This window comes from Paraglaciecola algarum, from assembly GCF_021532655.1.
Classification (GTDB): domain Bacteria; phylum Pseudomonadota; class Gammaproteobacteria; order Enterobacterales; family Alteromonadaceae; genus Paraglaciecola; species Paraglaciecola algarum.
In genome coordinates, this window is the sequence record NZ_JAKGAS010000014.1 from 1 (window position 1) to 23,813 (window position 23,813).

Annotated in this window: 21 protein-coding genes; 12 read left to right on the top strand and 9 right to left on the bottom strand. The window is 39.1% G+C overall.

The annotated features are described in order from the left end of the window. Positions 1 to 200: 200 nt before the first annotated feature. From infA to aat, 3 genes are all read right to left on the bottom strand, one after another. Positions 201 to 419, bottom strand: coding sequence for a translation initiation factor IF-1 (gene infA / locus L0668_RS18180; RefSeq protein WP_008844395.1), 219 nt, complete (start codon positions 417 to 419; stop codon positions 201 to 203). Between the two features lie 84 nt (positions 420 to 503). Next, on the bottom strand, positions 504 to 1,202 hold the full coding sequence (locus tag L0668_RS18185; protein ID WP_235314241.1) for an arginyltransferase: 699 nt from the start codon (positions 1,200 to 1,202) through the stop codon (positions 504 to 506). 8 nt (positions 1,203 to 1,210) lie between these two features. Then, positions 1,211 to 1,918 carry a leucyl/phenylalanyl-tRNA--protein transferase gene (gene aat, locus L0668_RS18190; protein WP_235314155.1) on the bottom strand — a complete coding sequence of 236 codons (708 nt, stop codon included), beginning with the start codon at positions 1,916 to 1,918 and terminating at the stop codon, positions 1,211 to 1,213. A 214-nt stretch (positions 1,919 to 2,132) separates the two neighbouring features. Between aat and L0668_RS18195 the strand changes: the two genes are divergently transcribed. Then, entirely contained in the window at positions 2,133 to 4,391 is a 2,259-nt protein-coding gene (locus L0668_RS18195; RefSeq protein ID WP_235314156.1) for a beta-galactosidase, read from the top strand. Positions 4,392 to 4,482: 91 nt separating this feature from the next. Here L0668_RS18195 and trxB read toward each other — a convergent pair whose 3' ends face one another. Continuing rightward, complete coding sequence (gene trxB / locus L0668_RS18200) at positions 4,483 to 5,436, bottom strand: thioredoxin-disulfide reductase (protein ID WP_235314157.1); 954 nt, start codon at positions 5,434 to 5,436, stop codon at positions 4,483 to 4,485. Between the two features lie 235 nt (positions 5,437 to 5,671). On the opposite strand from trxB, the gene yfbV reads away from it, so the two are divergent. Both yfbV and L0668_RS18210 read left to right on the top strand, forming a co-directional pair. Next, positions 5,672 to 6,118: a terminus macrodomain insulation protein YfbV gene (yfbV, locus tag L0668_RS18205; RefSeq protein ID WP_235314158.1), complete on the top strand. Its 447-nt coding sequence runs from the start codon at positions 5,672 to 5,674 to the stop codon at positions 6,116 to 6,118. A gap of 34 nt (positions 6,119 to 6,152) precedes the next feature. After that, positions 6,153 to 6,500 (top strand): outer membrane protein assembly factor BamB family protein, encoded by a 348-nt coding sequence (locus L0668_RS18210; RefSeq protein WP_235314159.1) that lies wholly within the window; start codon positions 6,153 to 6,155, stop codon positions 6,498 to 6,500. 5 nt (positions 6,501 to 6,505) lie between these two features. Here L0668_RS18210 and L0668_RS18215 read toward each other — a convergent pair whose 3' ends face one another. After that, the gene (locus L0668_RS18215) at positions 6,506 to 7,003 is read right to left on the bottom strand and encodes a SprT family zinc-dependent metalloprotease (RefSeq protein WP_235314160.1); all 498 of its coding nucleotides are present in this window, start codon (positions 7,001 to 7,003) and stop codon (positions 6,506 to 6,508) included. 93 nt (positions 7,004 to 7,096) lie between these two features. On the opposite strand from L0668_RS18215, the gene L0668_RS18220 reads away from it, so the two are divergent. Then, complete coding sequence (locus tag L0668_RS18220) at positions 7,097 to 7,582, top strand: acyl-CoA thioesterase (RefSeq protein WP_235314161.1); 486 nt, start codon at positions 7,097 to 7,099, stop codon at positions 7,580 to 7,582. A 154-nt stretch (positions 7,583 to 7,736) separates the two neighbouring features. After that, the gene (locus tag L0668_RS18225) at positions 7,737 to 8,825 is read left to right on the top strand and encodes a PQQ-dependent sugar dehydrogenase (RefSeq protein WP_235314162.1); all 1,089 of its coding nucleotides are present in this window, start codon (positions 7,737 to 7,739) and stop codon (positions 8,823 to 8,825) included. 35 nt (positions 8,826 to 8,860) lie between these two features. On the opposite strand, the gene L0668_RS18230 is transcribed toward L0668_RS18225, so the two are convergent. Further along, positions 8,861 to 9,802: a LysR family transcriptional regulator gene (locus L0668_RS18230; RefSeq protein ID WP_235314163.1), complete on the bottom strand. Its 942-nt coding sequence runs from the start codon at positions 9,800 to 9,802 to the stop codon at positions 8,861 to 8,863. 121 nt (positions 9,803 to 9,923) lie between these two features. Between L0668_RS18230 and L0668_RS18235 the strand changes: the two genes are divergently transcribed. From L0668_RS18235 to L0668_RS18265, 7 genes are all read left to right on the top strand, one after another. Then, complete coding sequence (locus L0668_RS18235) at positions 9,924 to 11,108, top strand: efflux RND transporter periplasmic adaptor subunit (RefSeq protein WP_235314164.1); 1,185 nt, start codon at positions 9,924 to 9,926, stop codon at positions 11,106 to 11,108. Positions 11,109 to 11,117: 9 nt separating this feature from the next. Further along, on the top strand, positions 11,118 to 14,327 hold the full coding sequence (locus tag L0668_RS18240; protein ID WP_235314165.1) for an efflux RND transporter permease subunit: 3,210 nt from the start codon (positions 11,118 to 11,120) through the stop codon (positions 14,325 to 14,327). After that, a complete protein-coding gene (locus L0668_RS18245; protein WP_235314166.1) occupies positions 14,320 to 15,768 on the top strand; it encodes a TolC family protein in 1,449 nt (482 codons plus the stop codon). Before L0668_RS18240 ends, L0668_RS18245 begins: the two co-directional genes overlap by 8 nt. Before the next feature lie 44 nt (positions 15,769 to 15,812). Beyond that, on the top strand, positions 15,813 to 16,826 hold the full coding sequence (locus L0668_RS18250; protein WP_235314167.1) for a zinc-binding dehydrogenase: 1,014 nt from the start codon (positions 15,813 to 15,815) through the stop codon (positions 16,824 to 16,826). 144 nt (positions 16,827 to 16,970) lie between these two features. Continuing rightward, positions 16,971 to 17,933, top strand: a complete 963-nt coding sequence (locus L0668_RS18255; protein ID WP_235314168.1) for a DUF7133 domain-containing protein — start codon at positions 16,971 to 16,973, stop codon at positions 17,931 to 17,933. Positions 17,934 to 18,050: 117 nt separating this feature from the next. Beyond that, entirely contained in the window at positions 18,051 to 20,087 is a 2,037-nt protein-coding gene (locus tag L0668_RS20955) for a DUF7133 domain-containing protein (RefSeq protein WP_441295209.1), read from the top strand. Between the two features lie 136 nt (positions 20,088 to 20,223). Continuing rightward, positions 20,224 to 21,168, top strand: coding sequence for a sugar phosphate isomerase/epimerase family protein (locus L0668_RS18265; protein ID WP_235314170.1), 945 nt, complete (start codon positions 20,224 to 20,226; stop codon positions 21,166 to 21,168). A gap of 119 nt (positions 21,169 to 21,287) precedes the next feature. Here the strand turns inward: L0668_RS18265 and L0668_RS18270 are convergent, their stop codons facing one another. The 3 genes from L0668_RS18270 to rimK are packed head-to-tail and all read right to left on the bottom strand — an operon-like array spanning position 21,288 to position 23,664. Beyond that, positions 21,288 to 21,728, bottom strand: coding sequence for an ATP-dependent zinc protease family protein (locus L0668_RS18270; protein WP_235314171.1), 441 nt, complete (start codon positions 21,726 to 21,728; stop codon positions 21,288 to 21,290). Positions 21,729 to 21,733: 5 nt separating this feature from the next. Then, a complete protein-coding gene (locus tag L0668_RS18275) occupies positions 21,734 to 22,759 on the bottom strand; it encodes a succinylglutamate desuccinylase/aspartoacylase family protein (protein ID WP_235314172.1) in 1,026 nt (341 codons plus the stop codon). Continuing rightward, positions 22,759 to 23,664 carry a 30S ribosomal protein S6--L-glutamate ligase gene (gene rimK / locus L0668_RS18280; protein ID WP_235314173.1) on the bottom strand — a complete coding sequence of 302 codons (906 nt, stop codon included), beginning with the start codon at positions 23,662 to 23,664 and terminating at the stop codon, positions 22,759 to 22,761. Before rimK ends, L0668_RS18275 begins: the two co-directional genes overlap by 1 nt. Between the last annotated feature and the right edge of the window lie 149 nt (positions 23,665 to 23,813).

The following is a 23,813-nucleotide window of genomic DNA, read 5'->3' on the forward strand; positions in this document are numbered from 1 at the left end:
TGAACGTCTGACGCTTTTATTGCTTGATGTTTCCATAAAGAAGTCCTCTTTATGTCAACGTATTTCAGGATGAGACACTACCGACAAAAAAGCCGATATCAAATGATATCGGCTTTTTAATTTATGCTTTATTGCTTGTTAATTGGAATATTTACCAATGCTTCGCTGCGAATATTTATCGCGCAAAAACAATTTAACTATTATCTTGCACGGTAGATGATGCGACCTTTCGTTAGGTCATAAGGGGTCATTTCAACTGTAACCTTGTCACCTGTCAAAATACGAATATAGTTCTTACGCATTTTACCTGAAATATGTGCGGTAACAACGTGACCATTTTCTAATTCAACACGAAACATAGTATTTGGAAGGGTATCCAACACAGTGCCTTCCATTTCAATACAATCTTCTTTCGCCATCTAACTCTGCTACCTCTAATCAATAAAATAAGTGTCTAAAAATGCCGCGCAGATTTTGCCCAATAAGCAGGCGAGTGTAAAGCTTTACCCTACTTTTTTTGCAATTAGTTGCCATTTTTCGTTAAAAAAGCGCTCATGGGGTAAAAAATTCTGTTTATAGTTCATTTTTGCACAAGCATCAATTTGATAACCGAGATACAAAAATGCTTTGTTCATCGACTTTGCCAAGTCAATTTGTTGCAAAATGGCGTAGGTACCGAGTGATCTTTTACCTTCAGTGGGTTTAAAAAATGTGTATAAGGCGGACAGTGATTTAGGTAGATTGTCTGTGACTGCTACCCCAATTAATTCAGTTTCAGCATAAAACTCAATAAATAAAGCGTTGTCCCACGGACTTAGAATAAAACCATCATACTGTTGCCGACTGGCAGGATACATACTGCCATCAGCATGTCTTTGATTAATGTAAGATTCGTATAAAGGATAGTACTCTGGTTTGTCTTGTTCACTAACTTTAATAATGAGATCTTTATTTCGATTCAAAATCCGTTTTTGACTTTTGGATAACGCAAATTGGTTAACAGGTAACCTTATCGCTTCACAGGCTTTGCAGGCTTGGCAATGAGGTCGATAAATTTGTAATCCGCTACGTCTAAATCCTGCCCCAATTAAATAATCATAATGTTCAGCAGTTGGCGCTAAGTCTGGCATTAAGACTAATAACTGTTCTTGTTGATCGGTTAAATAACTACATGGAAAAGCTTGGGTTAAGCCAAATTTCATACTCATTTTTATTTTAGTGCCTGTAAGTATCTCGGTTGCCACAAGTGATTAGCAAAAGTTGATTGTTGCTGTATTGCTAATTGTTCTAAAAAATATTCTCTAGACACTTCTATACAACCTAAACTGGCTAAGTGTGGATTTTGCATTTGGCAGTCAATAAAAGTAGCCCCTGATGATTTGACTATCTCTATTAAATGCCAAAAGGCTAATTTAGAGCTATTTGCCACTTTATGAAACATGGATTCTCCACAAAAGACCTTTCCGGACACCACACCGTATAAGCCCCCAACTAACTGGTCTTCATCCCATATTTCAATTGAATGAGCATGACCCTCTAGGTGCAGATTTTTATAAGCTTGGATCATTTCATCTGTAATCCAAGTGCCTGAATCATTGCGTGGAATAGAGGCGCAGGCATCGATAACTTGGTTAAAGGCCAAATTCACTGAAATTTTTAAACCACAATTTCGAGAGAACTTACGTAAACTTTTACTGGCTTTATAATGATCTATTCGAATGATGCCTCTTGGATCTGGCGACCACCATAATATGGGCTCACCTTGGCTGAACCAAGGAAAAATGCCATTAGCATAGGCTAATTTTAATCTTGCACAACTTAAGTCCCCACCAAACGCTAATAAACCATTCGGTTCTACTATTGCTGTATGGCACTCAGGAAAGGTTAATTCTTCATTAAGTTGGGTAAGGGTGAGCATATAAATTCAGTTTAGGATAAGTGAGGCCAAGTCTAATACCAAAAAAATTGCGCCTCAAGTTGTTTAGTTGTCACTATTGTTTTTATTGTGATTACAAACCTTATTGTAAATTGTCTACAATATTGGTAGTGTGCATGGAAATATGATGTAACCCATTACATTGGCATATATAGAACTGTTTTTAATATTTCCCCAAATTTAAGAGATAGATTAAGTGAAACTACTATTATTGATTACCCTATTATTGACCTTGTCGTGCAGTCATAAAAAAGAGCAAAGCCTACTTACTTCGCCAACTTCAATCCAAGAATCGATCCTTGTATTACAAGACTTTGAAAGTGAAGAATTACAAGCTGATGTCTCTTTTACCGCAGCACAGGCAGAATTTGTCCAAACAAGTAAAATTGTAAACAGGGGTAATCAAGCCCTCAAGGTTAAGTTTTTATCTAAAGATAATCTTCACTCTTCGTTAGCTTTAAAACCTCAAACGCCTTATGACTGGAATCGGTATACAGATTTTAATATCGCCTTTGATATTAGCAACCAAGGACAACATTCAGTGCAGTTATTTTTAGATATAACAGATAAAACTGGTGCTAATTATACTCGAAGTGTGAGTATTCCTATTGGGCCTACAAAAACATACTATGCAAAACTAGCTGGGCATGATCTTGCCACGCCAGAGGGAAGGGGAGACATAGAGTTAAACTTTTTGTCAGGACTCAGGAATAACCCTGTGACATGGGAGTCTGATGAGGTTCAGTTTATCTCTTTATGGGGTAAAAAAAATCTAGATGTTTCAGCCATAACTAAAATTGAATTGAGTGTGCAATATGCTTTATTTGATAAAGAAATCACTATCGACAACATAAGATTACGTCACAATCCAAAGCAAAATGAAGCATTTTTGAAGGACATAGTTGATCAGTTTGGTCAAAACGCAAAACAAGACTATCCAGGTAAAGTGCACTCACTTGAAGAGTTGAATAAAAATAAGCAACAAGAGCTCAATGCTTTAACTGGTGAACTGTCTTCACAATTTAGTCTATTTAGTGGTTGGGCTAAAGGTCCTAAACAAAAGGGAACGGGTTTTTTCACTACAGGCAAGGTTAATGGTAAATGGTCCTTTATTGACCCTCAAGGCTACCCTTATTTCGCCACAGGACTAGATATAATTAGATTAGGTGATGCCGCTACAATGACAGGCTTTGATTTATCTGATCCTCAAACCCGCAAAGGGCGACATGTGGCACTTGATAGTCGAGCCAATATGTTTGAATGGTTGCCAGAGGAGAATGATCCATTAGCAAAACACTTTGGCTATATAGGCAATAATCATTCAGGCGCATTAAGAAAGGGTGAAACTTTTAATTTCCAACGTGCCAACCTAGAAAGAAAATATGGCCAAAACTACGAGCAAGAATGGTTGGATGTGACAGTCGATCGTATGCTTGATTGGGGATTCACTTCCTTAGGAAATTGGACATCTCCAAAATTATACAGCAACAATAAAATCCCATATTTTGCTAATGGCTGGATCAGAGGTAATTATAAAACTGTATCCAGTGGCCAAGATTTTTGGGGAGCAATGCCAGATGTGTTTGACCCTATTTTTGCCCAAAGCGCAGACAAAACAGCGCGCAGAGTAGCTACTGAAGTGAATAACAGCCCTTGGTGTGTCGGTATATTTATTGACAACGAAAAAAGTTTTGGTCGCTCTGAAAGCAAAAATAGTATTTACGGTATAGTGATCAACACATTAACTCGTGATGGTAAAGAAGTGCCAACCAAAGCCCACTTTACCCAGATGATGAAAACTAAATATTTAACCATCGAAAACCTTAATCTAGCTTGGGATAAAAGTATTACTAGTTGGCAAGCGTTTGAAAAAGGAATCGATTCAAGTCTAGTTAATGATGCTCAAGAAGCAGATTATTCGGCCATGTTATTTGCATATTCAGAAAAATATTTCAGTACGATTAACCAAGCAGTTAAGAAATATATGCCTAATCATTTGTATCTTGGTGCTAGATTTCCAGTATGGGGAATGCCTATGGAAGCGGTTAAAGCCTCAGCCAAACATGTCGATGTGATTAGTTTTAACGCCTATAAAGAGGGGCTTATTCCTAAGCAATGGGAGTTTTTAATTGATTTAGATATGCCAGCCATAATTGGTGAGTTTCATATGGGCGCAATGGACAGAGGCATGTTTCATTCTGGGATAGTGATAGCCTCTGACCAAAATGATCGAGCTAAAATGTTTAAAGATTATTTATATTCGGCTATCGACCATCCTAACTTTATTGGCGCTCATTATTTTCAATATGCTGATGGGCCTTTAACGGGCAGGGCGTACGATGGAGAAAATTACAATATTGGTTTTATATCCGTGACAGATACGCCTTACACTGAGATGGTAGAAGCGGCTAAGTCACTGAATAAGGAACTATATCCAAGACGATTTGGCAATTAATTTGTTTTACAGCTTGATTTAAGTTTTAACTAAAAAAGGGATGAAGCACTTACTTCATCCCCTTTTAAATCGGTATACTTAGATGTATTGGTTACTCTTGAGCGTCTAAATATTTTTCAGCATCTAACGCTGCCATACAACCAGTACCAGCAGATGTGATGGCTTGACGGTAAATATGATCACTTACATCACCAGCAGCAAAAACACCTTCTACGCTAGTTTGAGTAGCGTTGCCTTCGGTACCACTTTGCACTTTGATATAACCATCTTTCATCTCTAACTCACCTTCAAAGATAGAAGTGTTAGGTTGATGACCAATAGCAATAAATAAACCCATCAAGTCTATTTCTTCCGTCGCATCAGATTTGGTATCTTTAATTCGAATACCGGTAACGCCCATATCGTCACCTAATACTTCATCAAGTTGACGATCAAAATGTAAAATCACATTACCATTTTTAGCTTTGTCCATTAAACGGTCTGCCAGTATTTTTTCACTTCTGAATGAATCGCGTCTATGTATTACGTGAACTTCTGAGGCGATATTAGACAAATATAAAGCTTCTTCAACGGCAGTATTACCACCACCCACAACCGCTACTTTTTGATTGCGATAGAAAAATCCATCACAAGTGGCACAAGCTGATACACCCTTACCCATGAAGGCTGTTTCTGACTCCATACCTAAGTATTTAGCCGATGCGCCAGTACAAATAATTAAAGAGTCACAAGTATAAGTGCCTTGATCACCGGTTAAAGTAAATGGGCGTTTAGATAAATCAGTTTTATTGATGTGATCAAAAATAATTTCAGTATCAAACTTTTCGGCATGTTTTTGCATACGTACCATTAAATCTGGCCCTGTTAACCCTTCAGGATCGCCTGGCCAGTTTTCAACTTCGGTTGTAGTGGTAAGTTGGCCACCTTGCTGAATACCAGTCAACAATACTGGATTTAAGTTTGCCCGAGCAGCGTACACGGCTGCAGCATATCCCGCTGGTCCAGAACCTAAAATAAGTAACTTTACGTGTCTTGCTTCAGACATTTCATTCTCCAAAAATTCACTTAATAATCACCTAACATTCGGCGATTTGATTATCGTATGGGCTAGACATGTGGGCAAGTCTTTTACTTTCAATGATTTGAGAAAAACTTAATAGAATTAGCTTGAATAATTTATATATGTCTATAAAACCGGTTTTCAATGGTATTTGTATTTGGTGTTAGCGCAAATCGATTTTAGCAGTTAGAATGCAGGTGTAGCTTTTAGGAGAAGTCAATTGGCAGATACAATTACATCTATGGTAAAAGACGGTCAGCAATATATGCAAACCTGGCCGATGCAAAGGCAACTTTTTAGTATGTTTCCTGAAGGTCGTGTGATCACGGCGACTAAACTGTCTATTAAAGTCATGCCAGCCTTTGCTGTATTATCTGTAGCCTTAATGATAAACCTGAAAGGTTATGAAATATTACCTCAGGCATTAGCCATTGGTGCGTTCTTTTTGTCTTTACCTTTACAAGGCTTAATCTGGCTAGGTCATAGGTCCAATCAATTTTTACCTCCAACGCTTAATTCATGGTATTTAGATATTCACCATAAAATGCAATTGCAAGGTTGTGCATTACAAAGCCCTAAAGCCAAACCAAATTATAAAGAATTAGCACGATTACTTAAAACTGCATTTGATGAACTAGATAAAGCTTTTACCAAAACGTGGTTTTAACGTAAGGGAAGGGATTAAAAGGATAGAAATCAATATGGACAAGTTATATTTAGGAATTGATGGTAAAGCGGTTTGTATTGATAAAAAGACCGGGAATATTATTTGGTCGACCAAGCTCAAGTCTTCTAGCGCTGTTACCAATGTTTTTTATGATGATGGTTTTATATATGCCTACTCAGGCGGTCATTTATTTTGCGTTGATTCTAAAACTGGTGAAATTAAATGGGAAAATGGCTTAAGTGGGTATGGTTATGGCGCTTGCATTATGGCCAGTGAAAGTCAAAATGCTGCAGCCATCGCTGACCAAGTCGCAGCTCAAGCTCAACAGGCCGTTGCTGCAAGCATAGTCGTTGCCAGCACCACAACTCAAAGTAGCAATTAAAAGTATTATTTATTTGAAATGTTTGTTTGAGTTAAAATCGATTGACATCGTCGACAAGTATATTGTTGTTCGCCTCGTTTTACTTTGTTGTGCCGACGAATACTAAGCTCTACTGGGCCACATTCACATTGATAAACAAATTGTTTACCGGCAACCTTTTTAACATCCATTTTGTGATAAGTTTGCCCATCTAAGTCAAACAGTACTTTCATTAAACTTTTCCATTCTTTGCCATGAGGTCGTACTTTCCCAAACATAGAAAATGCAATTAAATGGCAGACCTCATGGGGTACCACTTCATCTAAAAATAATTGATGATTGTCTTTTAATAACACAGGATTAAAACGTAATTCGTTGGTTTGTAGCCTTGCGCAGCCAGCTATTTTTCCTCTTTGGTTAAAGGAAATTTTAGGAGGTTGAAAAGCTTTATTAAGTTGTTTAGAAGCTGTATGAATACATTCTAAAACTCGATTGATAACCAATTGTTGATATTGAAACGACAAAGTTTACTTACTCTGCTTAACAGTTGCTGACAATTAGATGATTTTAAATGATAATTCCAAACATAACACTCTCTAAGTTAACAGGATCCTACTATGGATATTGCACAGCGCCGCGCACTCAACTTTAGGTTTTTAGCTGAACCCACAGATGTAAACTTTGGTGGAAAAGTTCATGGCGGAATTGTTATGAAATGGATGGATCAAGTGGGCTATGCCTGCGCTGCCCAATGGAGTGGCAGATACTGTGTGACAGTTTCAATTGGGGGAATTCGATTTAAGCGTCCAATTCTAGTGGGGCAAATGGTTAATCTTAGGGCCAAAATTGTGCACACTGGCAGAACCAGTATGCATATTTATATTACTGTTTTGGCAACCGACCCTAAACAAAACGCTATGGTTGAAACAGGCCATTGTATTATGGCCTTTGTGGCCAGTGATGAAGCGGGTTATCCAGTAGAAGTGCCAAGCTGGAAACCTGAATCGGAACAAGATTTAGCTTTAGAAAGATATGCAATTCAAGCAAAAGAATCGGCACAAAGCTTAGATAAAGAGTTGCAAAGCACCCCAAATGACGAATAGGCTTAATAACTTCTAGTTATGCAAATAAGTTTCTGAATAATTCGTAGTTGAGTTACGAATTTTTTGTATTTGTTAAATTGTTAACAATACGGCTTGTCTTTTTGTAGAAAATACTATTAAGTAGGCATGTTCATAACCAATAGCGAATACCCAAATGAAAAAATTTATTATCTTAGTGTTATTAGTTTGCCTGCCAGTCTTTGTCTATTCGTTCCAATTAAAAGAAGTGGTAAGTGAATTAGAGCAACCAACGGATTTGTTATTTCTATCAGAGCAACAATTATTAGTGGCTGAAAAAACGGGGCGTTTGGTTTTGGTTGATTTAACTAAGAAATCGCAAAAAGACGTGCATAACTTCGAGGTATTAACTGATAGTGAGCTAGGATTATTAGGTATTACGCTCCATCCAAACTTTCAGCAGAATCAATTTATTTTTGTTAATTATAATCCGAAAGAAGGTGAACGGAGAACACGGATTTCGCGCTTTACTTTAAATAACCTACAAGGTGCCCCTTCGCTTAGCAATGAAAAAGTCATTTTAGAAGTAGAACAACCATATAAAAATCATGATGCAGGACAAATAGCCTTCGGACCAGATGGTTTTCTTTATATCGGCATGGGAGATGGCGGCTCTGGTGGCGATCCCAAAGGCCATGGTCAAAATTTAAAAACTTTATTAGGCACTGTGTTACGTGTTGATATTGATGCAGCAGACAATATTCCTTATTTAATTCCAGCAACTAATCCTTTCATTAATAATAGTGAAGCTAAAGATGAAATATGGGCTTACGGTATTAGAAACCCGTGGCGATTTACATTTCATGAAGAAACATTAATTTTAGCCGATGTGGGGCAAAATAAGTTAGAAGAAGTAAATGTGATCACCAAAGGTAAAAACTATGGTTGGAAAGTAATGGAAGGCAATGAATGTTTTAAAGATAAAAAACAATCTTGTGATAAAAGTCAGTACGAAGCCCCAAAAATCACCTATGGACGAGATCAAGGTCAGTCCATTACTGGAGGAAAAGTTTATACTAAAGGACATATTAAAAGTTTAGCCAGCCGTTATATCTATGCGGATTTTATTACAGGTAAAATCTGGTCAGCTAAGTATCCTGAATTTACCGATAATAAACTTGAAATTGATACAGATATCAATGTGTCAGCGTTTGGTTTAGACATTCAAGGTGAACTTTATTTGGCTGATTATGCCAATGGTAAAATCCATCAAATAGTGGAATAAATGTAAAGGACATAAAACACTCCAACAATTATTTTTTACTGATACATGGATTCAAAATTAGGGATATTATTTTCCCAAATTGGAACGCCCTTACCTATATATTCTCGAACAGCGTCAAAAAATAGTCGAGTTCTAACGGGTAAATCCCTATGTGGGTAAATGGCATATAGATGCCTAAATTCTGGCAGTTTAATGTGGGTTAAAATAGGGGTTAATAAGCCTTGTTTTACCTCATCTGCGACTAAAAATGCAGGGGATACAAAATACGCGTTGCCGGTTAGTATTTTTAACATCAACAGATCACCATCATTCGCTCGATACGCAGTGGTCATAGGCACTTGTACTTCTTTCCCATCATTATTTATATAGGTAATTTCATTTACCCGTAAGGTGTTGCTTGAATAACAGGCTGCGGGTAATTTGGCTAATTCTTCTATAGTGTTAGGTTCACCATAGGTGCGAATAAAGCTAGGTGTCGCCAGTATCACCAATCGGTTTCTGGCAATGGGACGTGAAATTAAGTTAGATACCTTAGGTTCACCTACGCGAAACGCCAAATCAAACCCTTCACCCACTATATCCACCATGCGATCTTCAGAACGTAATTCTACTTCTACTTGAGGAAATCTTTGTTGAAAATCATTTATAACAGGTTGTAAATAGCGCCTAGCAATAATGGATGAACTAGTAATTTTGAGTAATCCTTTGGGCTCAGTATGATAATTTTCGGCGACTTGTAATGTCTCACCTAATAAAAATCGAAGTTCGGTCGCTTTTTTTATCATTTCTGCACCGGCTGCAGTCAAAGAGAAGGTGCGGGTTGAGCGATTTAAAAGCCTTACACCTAGTTCTTCCTCTAATCTATTGATTTGTTTAGAAACAACAGAACGATCAATATTGCGTATTTCGGCAACTTTAGCAAAATTACCGAGTTCCACTACATCTAGAAACATCATCAAACGGCTAGTTGTATCCACAATATTACTCTTCTAAAATTTATTGGTGCCATTTTAGCACTAATAAATTGTAAATTTGTGGGTATTTCTTCTCATTAATTACCTTTATTATCGCCCCAATTAAATTTGCAGGGATATATTCATGTTATTCAACAATTACAGTAAAACTTTTATCTTAGGTGCACTAATAACCACCTTGGTGGCTTGTAGTGATACGGCAGAACAAGCTAAAGCACCCGTTCAAAAACCTTTAACCCCTATTGATGTTGCCCAAGTGGTGTATAAACCTGTGCAAACTTGGTTTACTTACACCACACGATTAGAGGCACCACAACAAGTTGCGCTTAAACCACGTGTTTCAGGTGTTGTAGATACAATTGAGTTTGTTGAAGGACAAAAAGTTAAACAAGGTGACCTCTTATTTAGCTTAGATCCTCGCCCATTTGTGGCTGAAGTTGAACGCCTGCAAGCACAAGTTATGAGTGCTTATGCAGAGCACAAACAGGCGCAAAGTGAAGCGGCCCGAGCTGTGCGATTACGTAAACGTGATGCTATTTCTTCTGAAGAAGCCGAATCAAGAGCGACTACTGTTAAAAAGAGCAAAGCACAAATTGAAGGGTTAAAAGCGCAACTAGTGGTTGCACAATTAAATTTAGAGTTCAGTAAAATTACTGCACCAATCGATGGCGTGATCTCGCGCGCAGAGATCACCAAAGGCAATACAGTCAACGCTAATCAAAGCACCTTAACGACTATCGTCTCTGATCAAAAAATGTATGCGTATTTTGATATTGATGAACGTACTTGGAATCGCCATTTTGAGCAGGTTCAAGTCAGCAATAATCTGCCCGTTGTTATGCAGTTAGTTGGTGCAGATAAATATGCTCATCAAGGACGTGTAGATTTTATTGATAATCAAATCAATACCTCTACGGGAACATTACGTGTTCGTGCCACCTTTGATGATATTGAAAATAAATTACGAAGTGGCGCATTTGCCCGTATTCGTATTGCTAGTCAAGAAGCTAAGCAACAAGTGTTAATTCCTGAAAGAGCCATAGGCACAGATTTAAAAAATAGTTTTGTGTTAGTGGTGGATGAGCAAAATACTCTGCAATATCGTTTAATTACTTTAGGTGACCGGTATGGTGAGTTTCGTGCCATCACATCAGGGTTACAAGCAAGCGATACCATAGCCGTTAATGGCCCTGCTAGAGTAGGACCGGGAATGCCAATCGCCCCACGTAATACCCAGTTAAATATCGATACCGTAGCACTCACCTTAGGTGCGCAGGTGGATCAACCTTTATTAACAGCTAAGCAATAAGAGCGGTTTATGAACTTTTCGCATTTTTTTATAAAACGGCCCATATTTGCTGCCGTATTATCATTGGTTATATTAATTGGTGGCGCAATTTCCTTGTTTCAATTGCCGATCAGTGAATATCCAGAAGTGGTGCCTCCTACTGTAGTCGTGACTGCAAATTACCCAGGCGCCAACCCAAAAGTTATTTCTGAAACCGTTGCCACGCCACTAGAGCAAGAAATCAACGGTGTTGAAAACATGTTGTATATGTCTTCACAAGCCACCAGTGATGGCAGAATGACATTAACAGTGACTTTTGCACTAGGAACTGACTTAGATGAAGCGCAAGTACGAGTACAAAATCGAGTAAACAGTGCGGTACCGCGCCTACCTCAAGAAGTACAGCGTTTAGGGGTGGTAGCTAAAAAAGCGTCGCCTAACTTAACTATGGTGGTGCACTTATTCTCACCAGATAAAAGTAGAGAAACCGATTATTTATCAAATTACGCTGACTTATACGTAAAAGACCAAATTGCCCGTATTGGCGGTGTGGGTGAAGTACGTGTGTTTGGTGGTGGTAAATATTCTATGCGAGTTTGGTTGAATCCGGATGCGTTAGCCGCCCGTCAATTAACTGCTTCAGATGTAGTAAACTCATTACGGGAACAAAACCAACAAGTAGCGGCTGGCTCTTTGGGGGCTCAACCTTCGTCACAAGCAGCACAATTCCAAGTGTTACTAAACGTGAAAGGTCGTTTAAGTAGCATAGAAGAATTTGAAAAAGTGATTATTAAAGTCACTGCTGACGGTGCAATCACCCGTCTTGAAGATATTGCTAGAGTAGAAATTGGCCAAGATAATTATGCGTTACGCTCATTATTAAATGGCCAAGATGCGGTGGCCATGCCGGTCTTTCAACGTCCAGGTTCCAACGCCATAGAATTATCAGACCAAGTTCGCGCGACTATGGAAAGTTTATCAAAATCTTTCCCTGCCGATGTAGCTTACGACATAGTTTATGATCCAACTGTATTTGTGCGCGGCTCTATCGAAGCGGTTATCGCTACCTTGCTCGAAGCCATTGCTCTAGTGGTAATAGTGGTGATTGTGTTTTTACAAACTTGGCGCGCGTCTATTATCCCGTTAATTGCAGTGCCTGTTTCGTTAATTGGTACTTTTGCGGTCATGCAGTGGTTAGGCGTGAGTATTAACACCTTATCCTTATTTGGGTTAGTGTTGGCCATAGGTATAGTGGTGGATGATGCCATAGTTGTGGTGGAAAACGTTGAGCGAAATATTGAAAAAGGTTTGTCTCCATATGAAGCGACTAAGGTTGCTATGACAGAAGTAACTGGGCCAATTATTGCTATTGCTTTAGTGCTATTAGCTGTATTTATTCCTACTGCGTTTATTACTGGATTAACCGGGCAGTTTTATAAACAGTTTGCTTTAACTATTACTATTTCTACTGTCATATCGGCATTCAACTCTTTAACCTTGTCGCCGGCTTTATCAGCAATATTGTTAAAACCCCATGGTGCCAAACCCGACTTTTTAACACGAGTTTTAAACTCTATATTTGGCCGATTTTTGTTTAAACCTTTTAACCGTTTATTCGAAAAAGGGTCACTGGCTTATCAAAATTCAATTAAAAAATTAATCCGATTTAGCATCATTGTCAGTGTTGTTTACTTTGCTTTGTTAGGTACAACTGCAGGTTTATTTAATGCGGTGCCTGGTGGATTTATTCCGGCTCAAGACAAACAATATTTAGTGTCTATTGCTCAATTGCCTGATGCTTCTAGCTTAGATAGAACAGAAGACGTAGTGAAGCAAATGTCTGAAATCGCATTACAGGTGCCTGGTGTGGCAAATATCGTTGGGTTTCCTGGTTTGTCTGTAAATGGGTTTACCAATAGTCCGAACAGCGCGGTAATTTTTACACCGCTCAAAGACTTTTCAGAGCGCCAAGGTCCACACTTGTCGGCGGCAGCTATTGCTGGTGAATTGAATAAACGTTTTTCGGTGATTGATGAAGCTTTTGTTGCGGTTTTCCCGCCACCACCAATTTTAGGTTTAGGCACAACCGGGGGCTTTAAATTACAACTTGAAGATAGAGCAAATCAAGGGTTTGAAACTTTATTTAACTCTTTACAAACCGTGATAAAAGAAGCGAATCAACGTCCAGAGTTAATGGGTTTATTCTCTAGTTTTCGGATCCAAGTACCACAAATGGATATTGATATCGATCGCGAACAAGCCATGTTACAGGGAATATCTTTAAGCCAAGTCTTTGATACTTTACAAATTTATTTAGGCTCAGTGTATGTGAATGATTTCAATATGTTTGGCCGAACTTATCAAGTGAATGCCCAAGCAGATGCCGAATATAGATTAGATGCCAAACAGATCTTAAATTTAAAGGTGCGTAATGCAAATGGCGACATGGTGCCGTTAGGAGCAGTGTTAAGTGCCACGCCAACTAGAGGGCCAGATCGGGTGATGCATTATAACGGCTATCCAAGTGCTGAATTAAACGGTAGCCCAGCTATGGGTTATAGTTCAGACCAAGCACAACAAGCCATTGAGCAAGTTTTAGCCAGTAATTTACCTGATGGTATTGATTACGAATGGACCGAAGTGACCTATCAGCAAATCATTGCGGGTAATACTATGGTGTATATCTTTCCACTCGTTGTGCTCTTGGTATTTATGGTCTTGGCTGCACAATACGAAAGTTTACGCTTACCATTGGCTATTATCTTAATTGTGCCTATGACTATATTTTCGGCTTTATTTGGGGTGTGGTTAATTGGAGGGGATAACAATATATTCACCCAAATTGCACTCATTGTACTGGTCGCTTTGGCCTGTAAAAATGCCATATTAATGGTTGAATTTGCCAAAGAAGAACAAGATGCAGGATTAAGTCGTTTAGATGCGATTATTCAAGCAGGTCGCACACGTTTACGTCCTATATTGATGACGTCGATAGCCTTTACTGCTGGTGTGGTTCCTCTAGTGCTAGCTTCGGGTGCAGGTGCTGAAATGCGTCAAGCAATGGGTGTGGCAGTATTCTCAGGCATGATAGGGGTGACATTGTTTGGTTTATTATTTACCCCAGTGTTTTATGCCTTAGTGGCCAAGGAAACAAAGGTCAAAGACATAGACTCAAAGGCAACTAGCGAAAACCAAGCTGACCAAATAGAAGTCGCACATAAGGAGCAAACGCATGGGTAAGTTGAATTTATCAAAGATTAACTTTTCAATTATGAGCGATTCAATGACGAACTTTTCAATGAAAAGCACAGTTTCAGCAATCGCCTTGGCTTTAACTTTGGCTGGTTGCGCAAGCAATCAGCATTCAACAGACAATCGTTTAGCTAAAAATACATTTTTTGCTGAGCAAACATTTGCATCTGAGCTAACTGATAGTGCTGCTAATAATCAATGGTGGACAAGTTATTCGAGTACTCAGCTAGATGGGTTTGTTGCACAGGCTTTGCAGACTAACCGCAATTTAGCCGCTGCTCAATTGCGTTTTCAAGCGGCAATTCAACAGCTGGGATATGAAGAAGCACAATATTGGCCACAAGGTGGTTTACAAACTGAAGCAAGTCGTGAGTCTGTGTCTGGGAATATTCAAAATAGTGCCAGCTTAGGAGCTGCCATTAATTGGCAACTTGATTTATTTGGACGAATTTCGGCATTAATTAACGCGGCACAAGCCAGTAGTTTGCAGGCTCAAGAACAAAAACATCAGCTGGCGGCGGAAGTGGTCAGCGGTGTCACTCAAAGCTTTTTCGAATGGCAAGGTAATCAATTAAAGTTACAGATCATTAATCAGCAAATTGCTGCAATCACTTCAAGTATAGATGTATTGCAAGCGAGGGTTGATGAAGGGGTTGCGTCTAAACTGGATTTAAATCGGACTTATGCTCAGTTAAATCAACAAAAAGCTTTATTACCCCAAGTTGAAACAGCCTTGTTTCAAAATAAGGCGGCATTAGCTGTATTATTAGGGCAAACGCCTGAGCAAATAGAGCTAAGCTTTGAAGCGGAACTGATTAGTCAAAATTTGACCCAACCTGTAGCCTTAATGCAACCTGAAAAGGCCCTGAGTTTTCGCCCAGAAATTAGTATCGCAAGGTATCAATTAATCCAGCAAAGCGCGCTTGCAGATGCAGCAGAAGCTGCCTTGTATCCAGATATTTCAATATCAGGCTTTGCAGGTTTACTTAATCCAATTGGTGGCAAGTTATCGAGTAATGATGATGCTTGGTCAGTTACACCTCAGCTGAATTGGTCAATTTTAAGTTGGCCTGCACTTAAAGCTCAAGCCAAAGCGCAACGCTCTTTAAACCAAGCTGTATTTGCTGATTATGAAAATACTATTATCAGTGTTATCGCCAGCTCACAAGCGGCTTTAGTTAACATGAAGCAATCAAAAACCTTGCATGAATTTGCAGACAAAAGGTTATACCATGCTCAGCAGGCACATATGCAAGCTAAGGCTATGTACGAAGAAGGGCAAATGCCTTTCTTAGATTTGTTGTCAGCTAGGCAAGATGCGTTAGTGGCACAACAAGCATCAGTTGATGCAAAAATAGCCTTTATGTTGGCTAAAATTTCCACTTATAAAGCGTTTAGTGGCGGTTGGAGTCGAACGTTAGTACAGTAATAATTGACGTATTTTTATCTAGAAGTAAAAAAAGGTAAGTAGTTATGGGTAACCTAGCCGACACAATGCAAGCGATCACATTAGCCAAAGCACAAGAAGAGTTTGTTTTGCTGAAACAATCTATCGCTACGCCCAAAAGGCAAGATAGTGAGTTATTGATCCGTGTTGAATTTGTTGGCCTTAACCCGATCGATGCAAAATTAGCCAAACAAGGCTTTGCTGATTGGCAATATCCACACATTTTAGGCTTAGATGCTGTGGGTACTGTGGTGGATGCCCCCGTCGGTGTGAGCCCTAATATTGGTGATCAAGTGATGTGGCATGCCAATATTCAACAACAAGGCATGTTAGCAGAGTATGTGGCAGTACCGAATTTTGCTGTGTCAAAATTACCAGATGGCTTGTCGGCTGAAACTGCAGCCGCTTTGCCTTGCGCCGGCATGGCAGCCTTATTTGCTTTAGATAAGTTACAAATAAAAGAAGGTGACAACCTCTTAGTGGAAGCTGGGGCAGGAGCAGTAGGTCAGTTTGCTATTCAGTTCGCCAAACAGCGTGGAGCCATTGTTTTTACTACAGCAGCAAAAAGTACTCATAGCTATTTAAAGAAACTTGGGGCTGACGAGTGTTTTGAGCACAAAGATAAAAAGTTACTGAATAAGTTTAAAATGGCCTTAGGTCATAGTGAGTTTGATGCTGTAATCGACAGCGTAGGTGGCGACAATACTATCCGAAATATAGAGTTATTGCGTTTTTGCGGTAAAATAGCTTGTTTAAATGGCTTGCCTGAATTACCTCCTGAGTTACTTTTTCATAAAGCCCCAGTGATTAATATCGTATCCCTAAGTGGTGCATGGTTGACACACAGTCTATGTGCTCAACAGCATATGAGTTTTATGGGAAATTTATTAATGAATAGTGTCAATGATGGCAGTATTAAAGCACCAGCTATTGTGCCCATAGCGTTTCAAGCCGATGCCGTTACACAAGCTTTAAAACAACAATTACAAGGAGGTTTATTCGCTAAGCAAGTAGTGCATGTTGCGAATACAATTAATTAATTGCCCTTGAGTAATTTTCTTTCTCATTATCTTGTTATTTTAAATGTGCAATATGTTATTTATATAAAAAATTAAAAACATATCTTATGAATGTATGTTAGTTTTTGGTTAAAACCTTTAACACTAATAAGATGTGAATTAATCATGCAACAAACAAACTATCGTATATTTACTCTAGGTTTACTCTGCTTTTGTATATATGCTGCGGCTTGCACAGTGCAAAAACACACAACAACAAGTACCCAAAAAACGGTCGATAATCAAGATAGAGTGGCGAAGAATATTTCGGTTGCAGAAATAGCTGGCAACAATAAAATTGCCCAGTACATGCATAGTTTTTCTGGTCGGGGAATTCAATCAGACGATTCCTTACCCACACCTGCTCAAGATACATTAAAGGGCTTTAGTTATCCTGACGATCTGGCGTTAGATCTAGTGTTATCGGAGCCTCAAGTCAATCAACCTGTATTTATTAACTTTGATCACCGCGGCCGAATGTGGGTAGTGCAATATAATCAGTATCCCTACCCAGAAGGTGTAAAGGTGGTGGACATAGATCACCATAATCGAGCTGTATTTGATAAAACACCTAAACCACCAGGTCAGGGCTTAAAAGGTGCAGATAAAATTACTATTTTTGAAGACACAAACGGTGATGGTGTATTTGATAAATCGACTGATGCTATTACGGGCTTAAACATAGCTACCAGCGTTACCCTAGGGCGTGGAAAAATATGGGTATTAACTCCACCCTATTTAGTGGCGTATCCTGATCCTGATGGCGATGGCTTGCCAGATGGAGAGCCAGAAGTTCACTTAGATGGCTTTGGTCTGCAAGATACTCATGCCGTGGCTAATAGTCTAAGGTGGGGGCCTGATGGCTGGTTATATGGTGCTCAAGGGAGTACTACTATTTCAACGGTTAATTCCGCTGATTCAAAAAATGTACATTTTAAAGGCCAAGCCTTTTGGCGATATCATCCTACCCTTAAAACTTTCGAAGTTTACGCAGAAGGTGGTGGCAATACATTCTATGTGGAAATAGATGACAAAGGTCGTTTTTACTCAGGCACGAATGAAGTGATACGAGGTTATTACTATAAATAGGGGGGCTATTATAAAAAGAATTGGGGAAAACATGGTGCCTTAACCAACCCCTATGCTTTAGGTTATTTAACCGGAATTCCGCTGCAAGGTAAACGTATACGATTTACCCATGCATGGATAAAATATCAAGGTGATGCCTTACCTAATCAATACAAGGATCAACTGTTTGGATTAAATCCGTTACTTAACTTTGTGCAAATAAGTCGACTTGAGGAACAAGGTTCCAGTTTTAAAGCAGTAGATGAATCAAAGGTATTAAGTAGTCAAGACCATTGGTTTCGGCCTGTAGATATAAAAGCAGGGCCAGACGGCGCGGTTTATATAGCAGATTGGTATGACAGTCGTTTATCCCATGTTGATCCTAGAGATACTTGGAATAAAAATACTGGGCGTATTTATCGATTGCGCAGTAAACAATCCCAACCACAGGGCCAGTTTGATTTTAGTCAATATAGCATTAGTGAATTAACAACAGCGTTAAAAAGTGAAAATAAATGGTTTAGACAACAGGCCTTACGTCAGTTTGGCGATCGTAATGATGCACAAGCTATTCATGCTCTATTACCCTTATTTCGCGGAAATAATGCTCAAAATGCCTTAGAAGCCTTATGGGCTATTCATTTATCCGGTGGTTTATCTGATGATTTAGTTATCGAAGCGCTGGAGCATAAAGACCCATATGTTCGTTTATGGGCGGTTAGGCTAGTAGGAGATAATAAACAAGCCTCAAAAATAGTGGCTGATAAACTCGTGCAATTAGCTCGTCAAGAGAGGCATCTTGAGGTAATAGGGCAGTTAGCGTCCAGTGCTAAGCGCTTAAGTGGTGAATTGGCAATACCTATCATCGCCCAACTAATTGTCAATCCAGCAAGTCAGCATGATATTGAAAATCAAATGCTAATTTGGTGGGCAATGGAGTCGAAAGCGGTAGCTTATCGCACAGCGCTACTGAAGATATTTAGTAAGCAAAATATTTGGCAATTACCTATTGTAAAAAATGTGCTCATCACTCGTTTGATGCAGCGTTATGCTTTAGCGGGGGGCATGCTTAACTACCAAACCAGTGCCGAATTATTAGCCTTATCTCCCTCAGATCAAGATTCAAAAATAATGCTGGCCGCCCTGCAACAGAGTATTCAATCTGTTGAGCTAAATTTATTGCCAGAACAGCTTGTTTCGCAAATGCAATTACTTCAAAACAAGTTTGGTGAAGGTAAGTTATCGAATGGGATTAAACAAAAAGATCCCACTGTAATACAAGAGGCATTAAGTATTATTGCCAAAGGTAAAGGCCAAGCTTTAGAACGTTTGTCTTATATTAAGTTAATGGGCCAAATTCAAGAGACGCAAGCCATCCCTATTTTATTAAAGTTAGTTATCGATGGGACAGAAACCACGGGCGCAAGATTTGAAGCTTTGCAAGCTTTGGGCAAATTTAATTCCGCTGAATTGGGTAGCAAGTTGGTGTCTTATTACCCCGATAAACTTCGAGCCGACCCACTTCTTAAGGACGCAGCTTTATCTCTATTCGCCACCAGAGCTGAATGGGCTAAAGCTCTACTAATTATGGTAAATCAAACTCGGCAAGTTAAAAAAGCTGATATCCCAGATCATATTGTTCGCAAAGTTAAATTGTTGAATGATCAGGCTTTGACCCACCAAGTCGATCAAATATGGCCGGAAGTAAGAGTGACAAATACCGATGAGAAATCGCAAGAAATCAGCAAAATTAAACAAGCGCTCGACGTTGGAAAGGGCATAGCCTCAGACGGAAAAATTGTGTTCAACCAGTATTGCGGAGCTTGTCACCAATTATTTGGTCAAGGCGGTCATTTAGGCCCTGATTTAACCGGTTATGATAGAAATAACGTGAACAGTTTTGTGTTAAATATTGTTGATCCTAATGCCGAAATTCGTGAAGGTTATGTGTTGTATCAGGCAAAACATAAAAATGGTCAATCCCTAGTGGGATTTGTACAAGATAGAAACGCTAGTCAACTGATATTAAAGCCGGTTGGCCAAGATGCTGTTACCTTTATGCTTGATGATTTAGTCTCTTTAGAGGTGCAAAGTCGCTCTATTATGCCTGAGCGGATCATTGAGCATCTGAGTCACCAACAGATACGAGATTTGTTTGCTTATATTAGGCAGTAATCAATATCAGTCACTTGTCATTAAAAAAGTGTTGTTAAAAGAGTTGGTAAAAAAGCTGTTAAAAAAGCTGTTAAAAAAGCTGTTAAAAAAGCCTAGTTTAAAAAGCATGTTTAATTAAGATGTGGAGAGTAGTTTTATGCAAAGACGTGAATTTATTCAATCAAGTACCGCGCTAGCCTTGGGGGCATTATTAGCTAGCCAATCGATTTATGCTAACACTCCCCAAACAAACAATAGCCAGTTGAATCTAAATGTTTTTTCTAAACATCTACAGTTTTTGAATTACGCTGACATGGCTGATGCTGCGGCTAATATTGGATTTGACGGTGTTGACCTAACCGTGCGGCCTAAAGGCCATGTGTTGCCTGAGCGAGTAACAGAAGACCTATCCAGGGCAGTTGAAGGCTTAAAATCAGCAAACTTCAGTCCAAATATGATGACCACAGCGATTACCGATGTCCATCAGCAAGATAGCAAAGCTGTTATAAGCACAGCGGGGCAGCTTGGATTTAAGGTATATCGAATGGGTTATTACCGGTTTAATCAAGATTCAAAGCCACCACAAGCGCTTAAAGAGTTTAATCAAAAACTTAAAGAGTTAGCCGTTATAAACAAGCAAGCTAATATAAAAGGTGCCTATCAAAATCACGCTGGAGTTTCATTTGTAGGTGCCCAAGTGTGGGATATTTGGCATATGTTGGAGGATGTAGATACCGAATATATGGGCTGTCAATACGATATTCGCCATGCCTCGGTTGAAGGAGCACAATCTTGGCCGGTGACATTCAATATGCTGCGGAATAATATCAATAGTCTAGTGTTAAAAGACTACAAATGGCAGAAGGTGAACAGTAAATGGAAATTAAAAAATGTGCCAATTGGCCAAGGAATGGTAGATTTTAAAGGTTACTTTGCAATACTTAAAAGTCTAGATATCAATTTGCCAGTATCTATGCATTTTGAATACGACTTAGGTGGAGCTGAACATGGCGCTAAAAAGATTGCAGGTAATGGTGCGGATGTTTTTGCTGCTATGCAGCGAGATGTTGAGCAAGTCAGATTATTGTGGCAACAAGCTTAGATTAAGTTTAGCTTAATTTAGTGTGAGGACAGCTTTGGTTAAATTAAAAAGTGCTTTAGGCGGGTGACGAACCGTTTTAAAAATTACGGTTCGTAAAGCCAACCATTTTGTTTAAAGCCTTAGTTTTTAGTTAATAAAAATTCATGTTCTGGATCCACTACCAAACGGCCTGCCATAGTTTCTCGCCCTAATAACATTAAATATTTCATACTTGAGCGGTCGGTAAGAGTCAGCTGAATTTGCCATTGCATGTCGGCAATTAAAATATCCGTTTCGATAACGTAACGTCTTTCAAAGGTGCCGTTAGAGCTTTTGACTTTGCGTAAACTCTTGGGAATAGCTTCTCGTCTGACGAGTTTATTGACATCGTGTACATCGGGATGAATGTCAAAACTGATCCAGGTTTGATTGTCTCGCTCAAACTCTTGAATATTATCCACATGTAATGACGAAGTGGTGGCACCTGTGTCTACACGCGCTTCTAAACCAGATAAAGTTAAATCGGGTAAATCACATAACTCTAACGCGCCAACAAGATGTTTTTGGTTATCTATTTGCATAATTTTTAATACACTATTGAAGGTTCATTTAAAACTAAGTTATCTTGTAATAACCCAAGATTTTCCGCTACCGAATCAGGTTTTCTGAAGTATGCAATATGATACATAGCTTCACCTTCTTGGGTCAGAGGAATGTTTTGTTTACCAATAATAACCCCTTCTTCTGGGCTGAGCACTTTATTCAGCTCAGAACCATAAGGGTCGGCAATAATGGCTAACACATCACCTTTATTGACATGATCGCCTAATTGAGCAACATGGGATACAAAACCACTATCATTAGCTCGTACCCAACCACTTTGACGGGCAATAAATTGGTTGATCTTATGGCCTTGACCTTTACGGTTGGTTAACATGCCAATTTCGCGCATAACATTAACTATGCCTTTTACCCCTGCTCGTATGGAATACTCATCGTATCTAAGTGCTTCACCGGCTTCATATAGTAATACCTTGGTACCTAAATCTGCTGCAGCTTCTCGTAATGAGCCTGGCCTTATGTCTGCGTTCAATAAAACCGGTAAACCGAAGGCTTTGGCTAGATGTAAGGTTTCTTCATCATCTAGATTAGCTCGTACTTGGGGTAAATTACTTCTATGGATTGCCCCTGTGTGTAAATCTATGCCGTAGTTGCATTTAGTCACTATTTCGTTAATAAACAAATGAGCTAATCTACCTGCAAGTGAACCTTTTTTACTGCCGGGAAAACTTCGGTTTAAGTCTCGGCGATCGGGTAAGTAACGACTTTGGTTAAGCACTCCATAAGTATTGACTATTGGTACAGCGATTAAGGTACCTTTAAGAGATTTAATCGAGCGACTTTTGAGTAACCGATTAATGATTTCAATACCATTTAGCTCATCCCCATGAATAGCTGCACTGACAAAAAATGTAGGGCCATCTTTTTTACCTCTTTGCACATGCACAGGCATAGACATATGGGTGTCTGTGTAGAGCGGAGGCATGGGTAATTCTATTCTTTTACTTTCACCAGCTTTGATGGTGATCTCACCAATAACCATAGGTTCCATTAACCTTTACCTTTAGTCTTATTACTGTGTGGTTTAGCATTTTTGGCTATACATTGAATGATCATCGAAGCCACGTCTTTGCCTGTAGCTTTTTCAATACCCTCTAAACCAGGCGAGGAGTTTACCTCCATTACCACCGGGCCTCGGGTAGCACGTAGTATGTCTACCCCACACATACGTAATCCCATAGTTTTAGCAGCGTCTACTGCTGTTTTTCTTTCCGCCGGAGACAGGCGTACTACGCTTGCAGAACCGCCTCTGTGTAAGTTTGATCTAAATTCGCCCTCTGCACCTTGTCTTTTCATGGCAGCAATGACTTTACCATCAACCACTAAACAGCGAATATCAGCTCCGCCTGCTTCTTTAATATATTCTTGTACTAATATATTGGCCTCTAAGCCCATAAAGGCTTCAATTATCGCTTCGGCTGTTTTTTGTGTATCAGCTAACACTACACCAATACCTTGGGTTCCTTCCAATAGCTTAATGACAACCGGTGCACCACCCACGTTTTTAATTAAATCACCAATATTATCAGGGTGATTGGCAAAACCAGTGCGCGGCATACCAATACCTTTACGAGATAACAACTGTAACGAACGAAGTTTGTCTCTAGAGCGGCTAATGGCTACTGATTCATTGATACTATAAGTACCCATCATTTCAAACTGGCGAACCACTGAGGTACCATAAAAAGTAACAGATGCTCCAATTCTCGGAATGACAGCATCGTAATGTGGCAGTGGTTTACCTTTGTAACGTACCGAAGGTTTGCTACTCGTGATATCCATATAACAATGCATAGTATCAATAACATCAACTGTGTGGCCTAAAGCTTCACCAGCTTCAACTAATCGTTTGGTGGAATATAATCTTGGGTTACGCGACAAAATAGCAATACGCATTTTTTAATTGTCCAATAGGTTACTAAGTAATAATTAACGCATAGTAATAGCATTTTATAGTTAGGATTTATAATTATTTTGCAATTATTTTTAACCGATTGATTAGTCGTTATCGTGTCCTAGATTTTCTTCGTTAATTGAGCCTTATT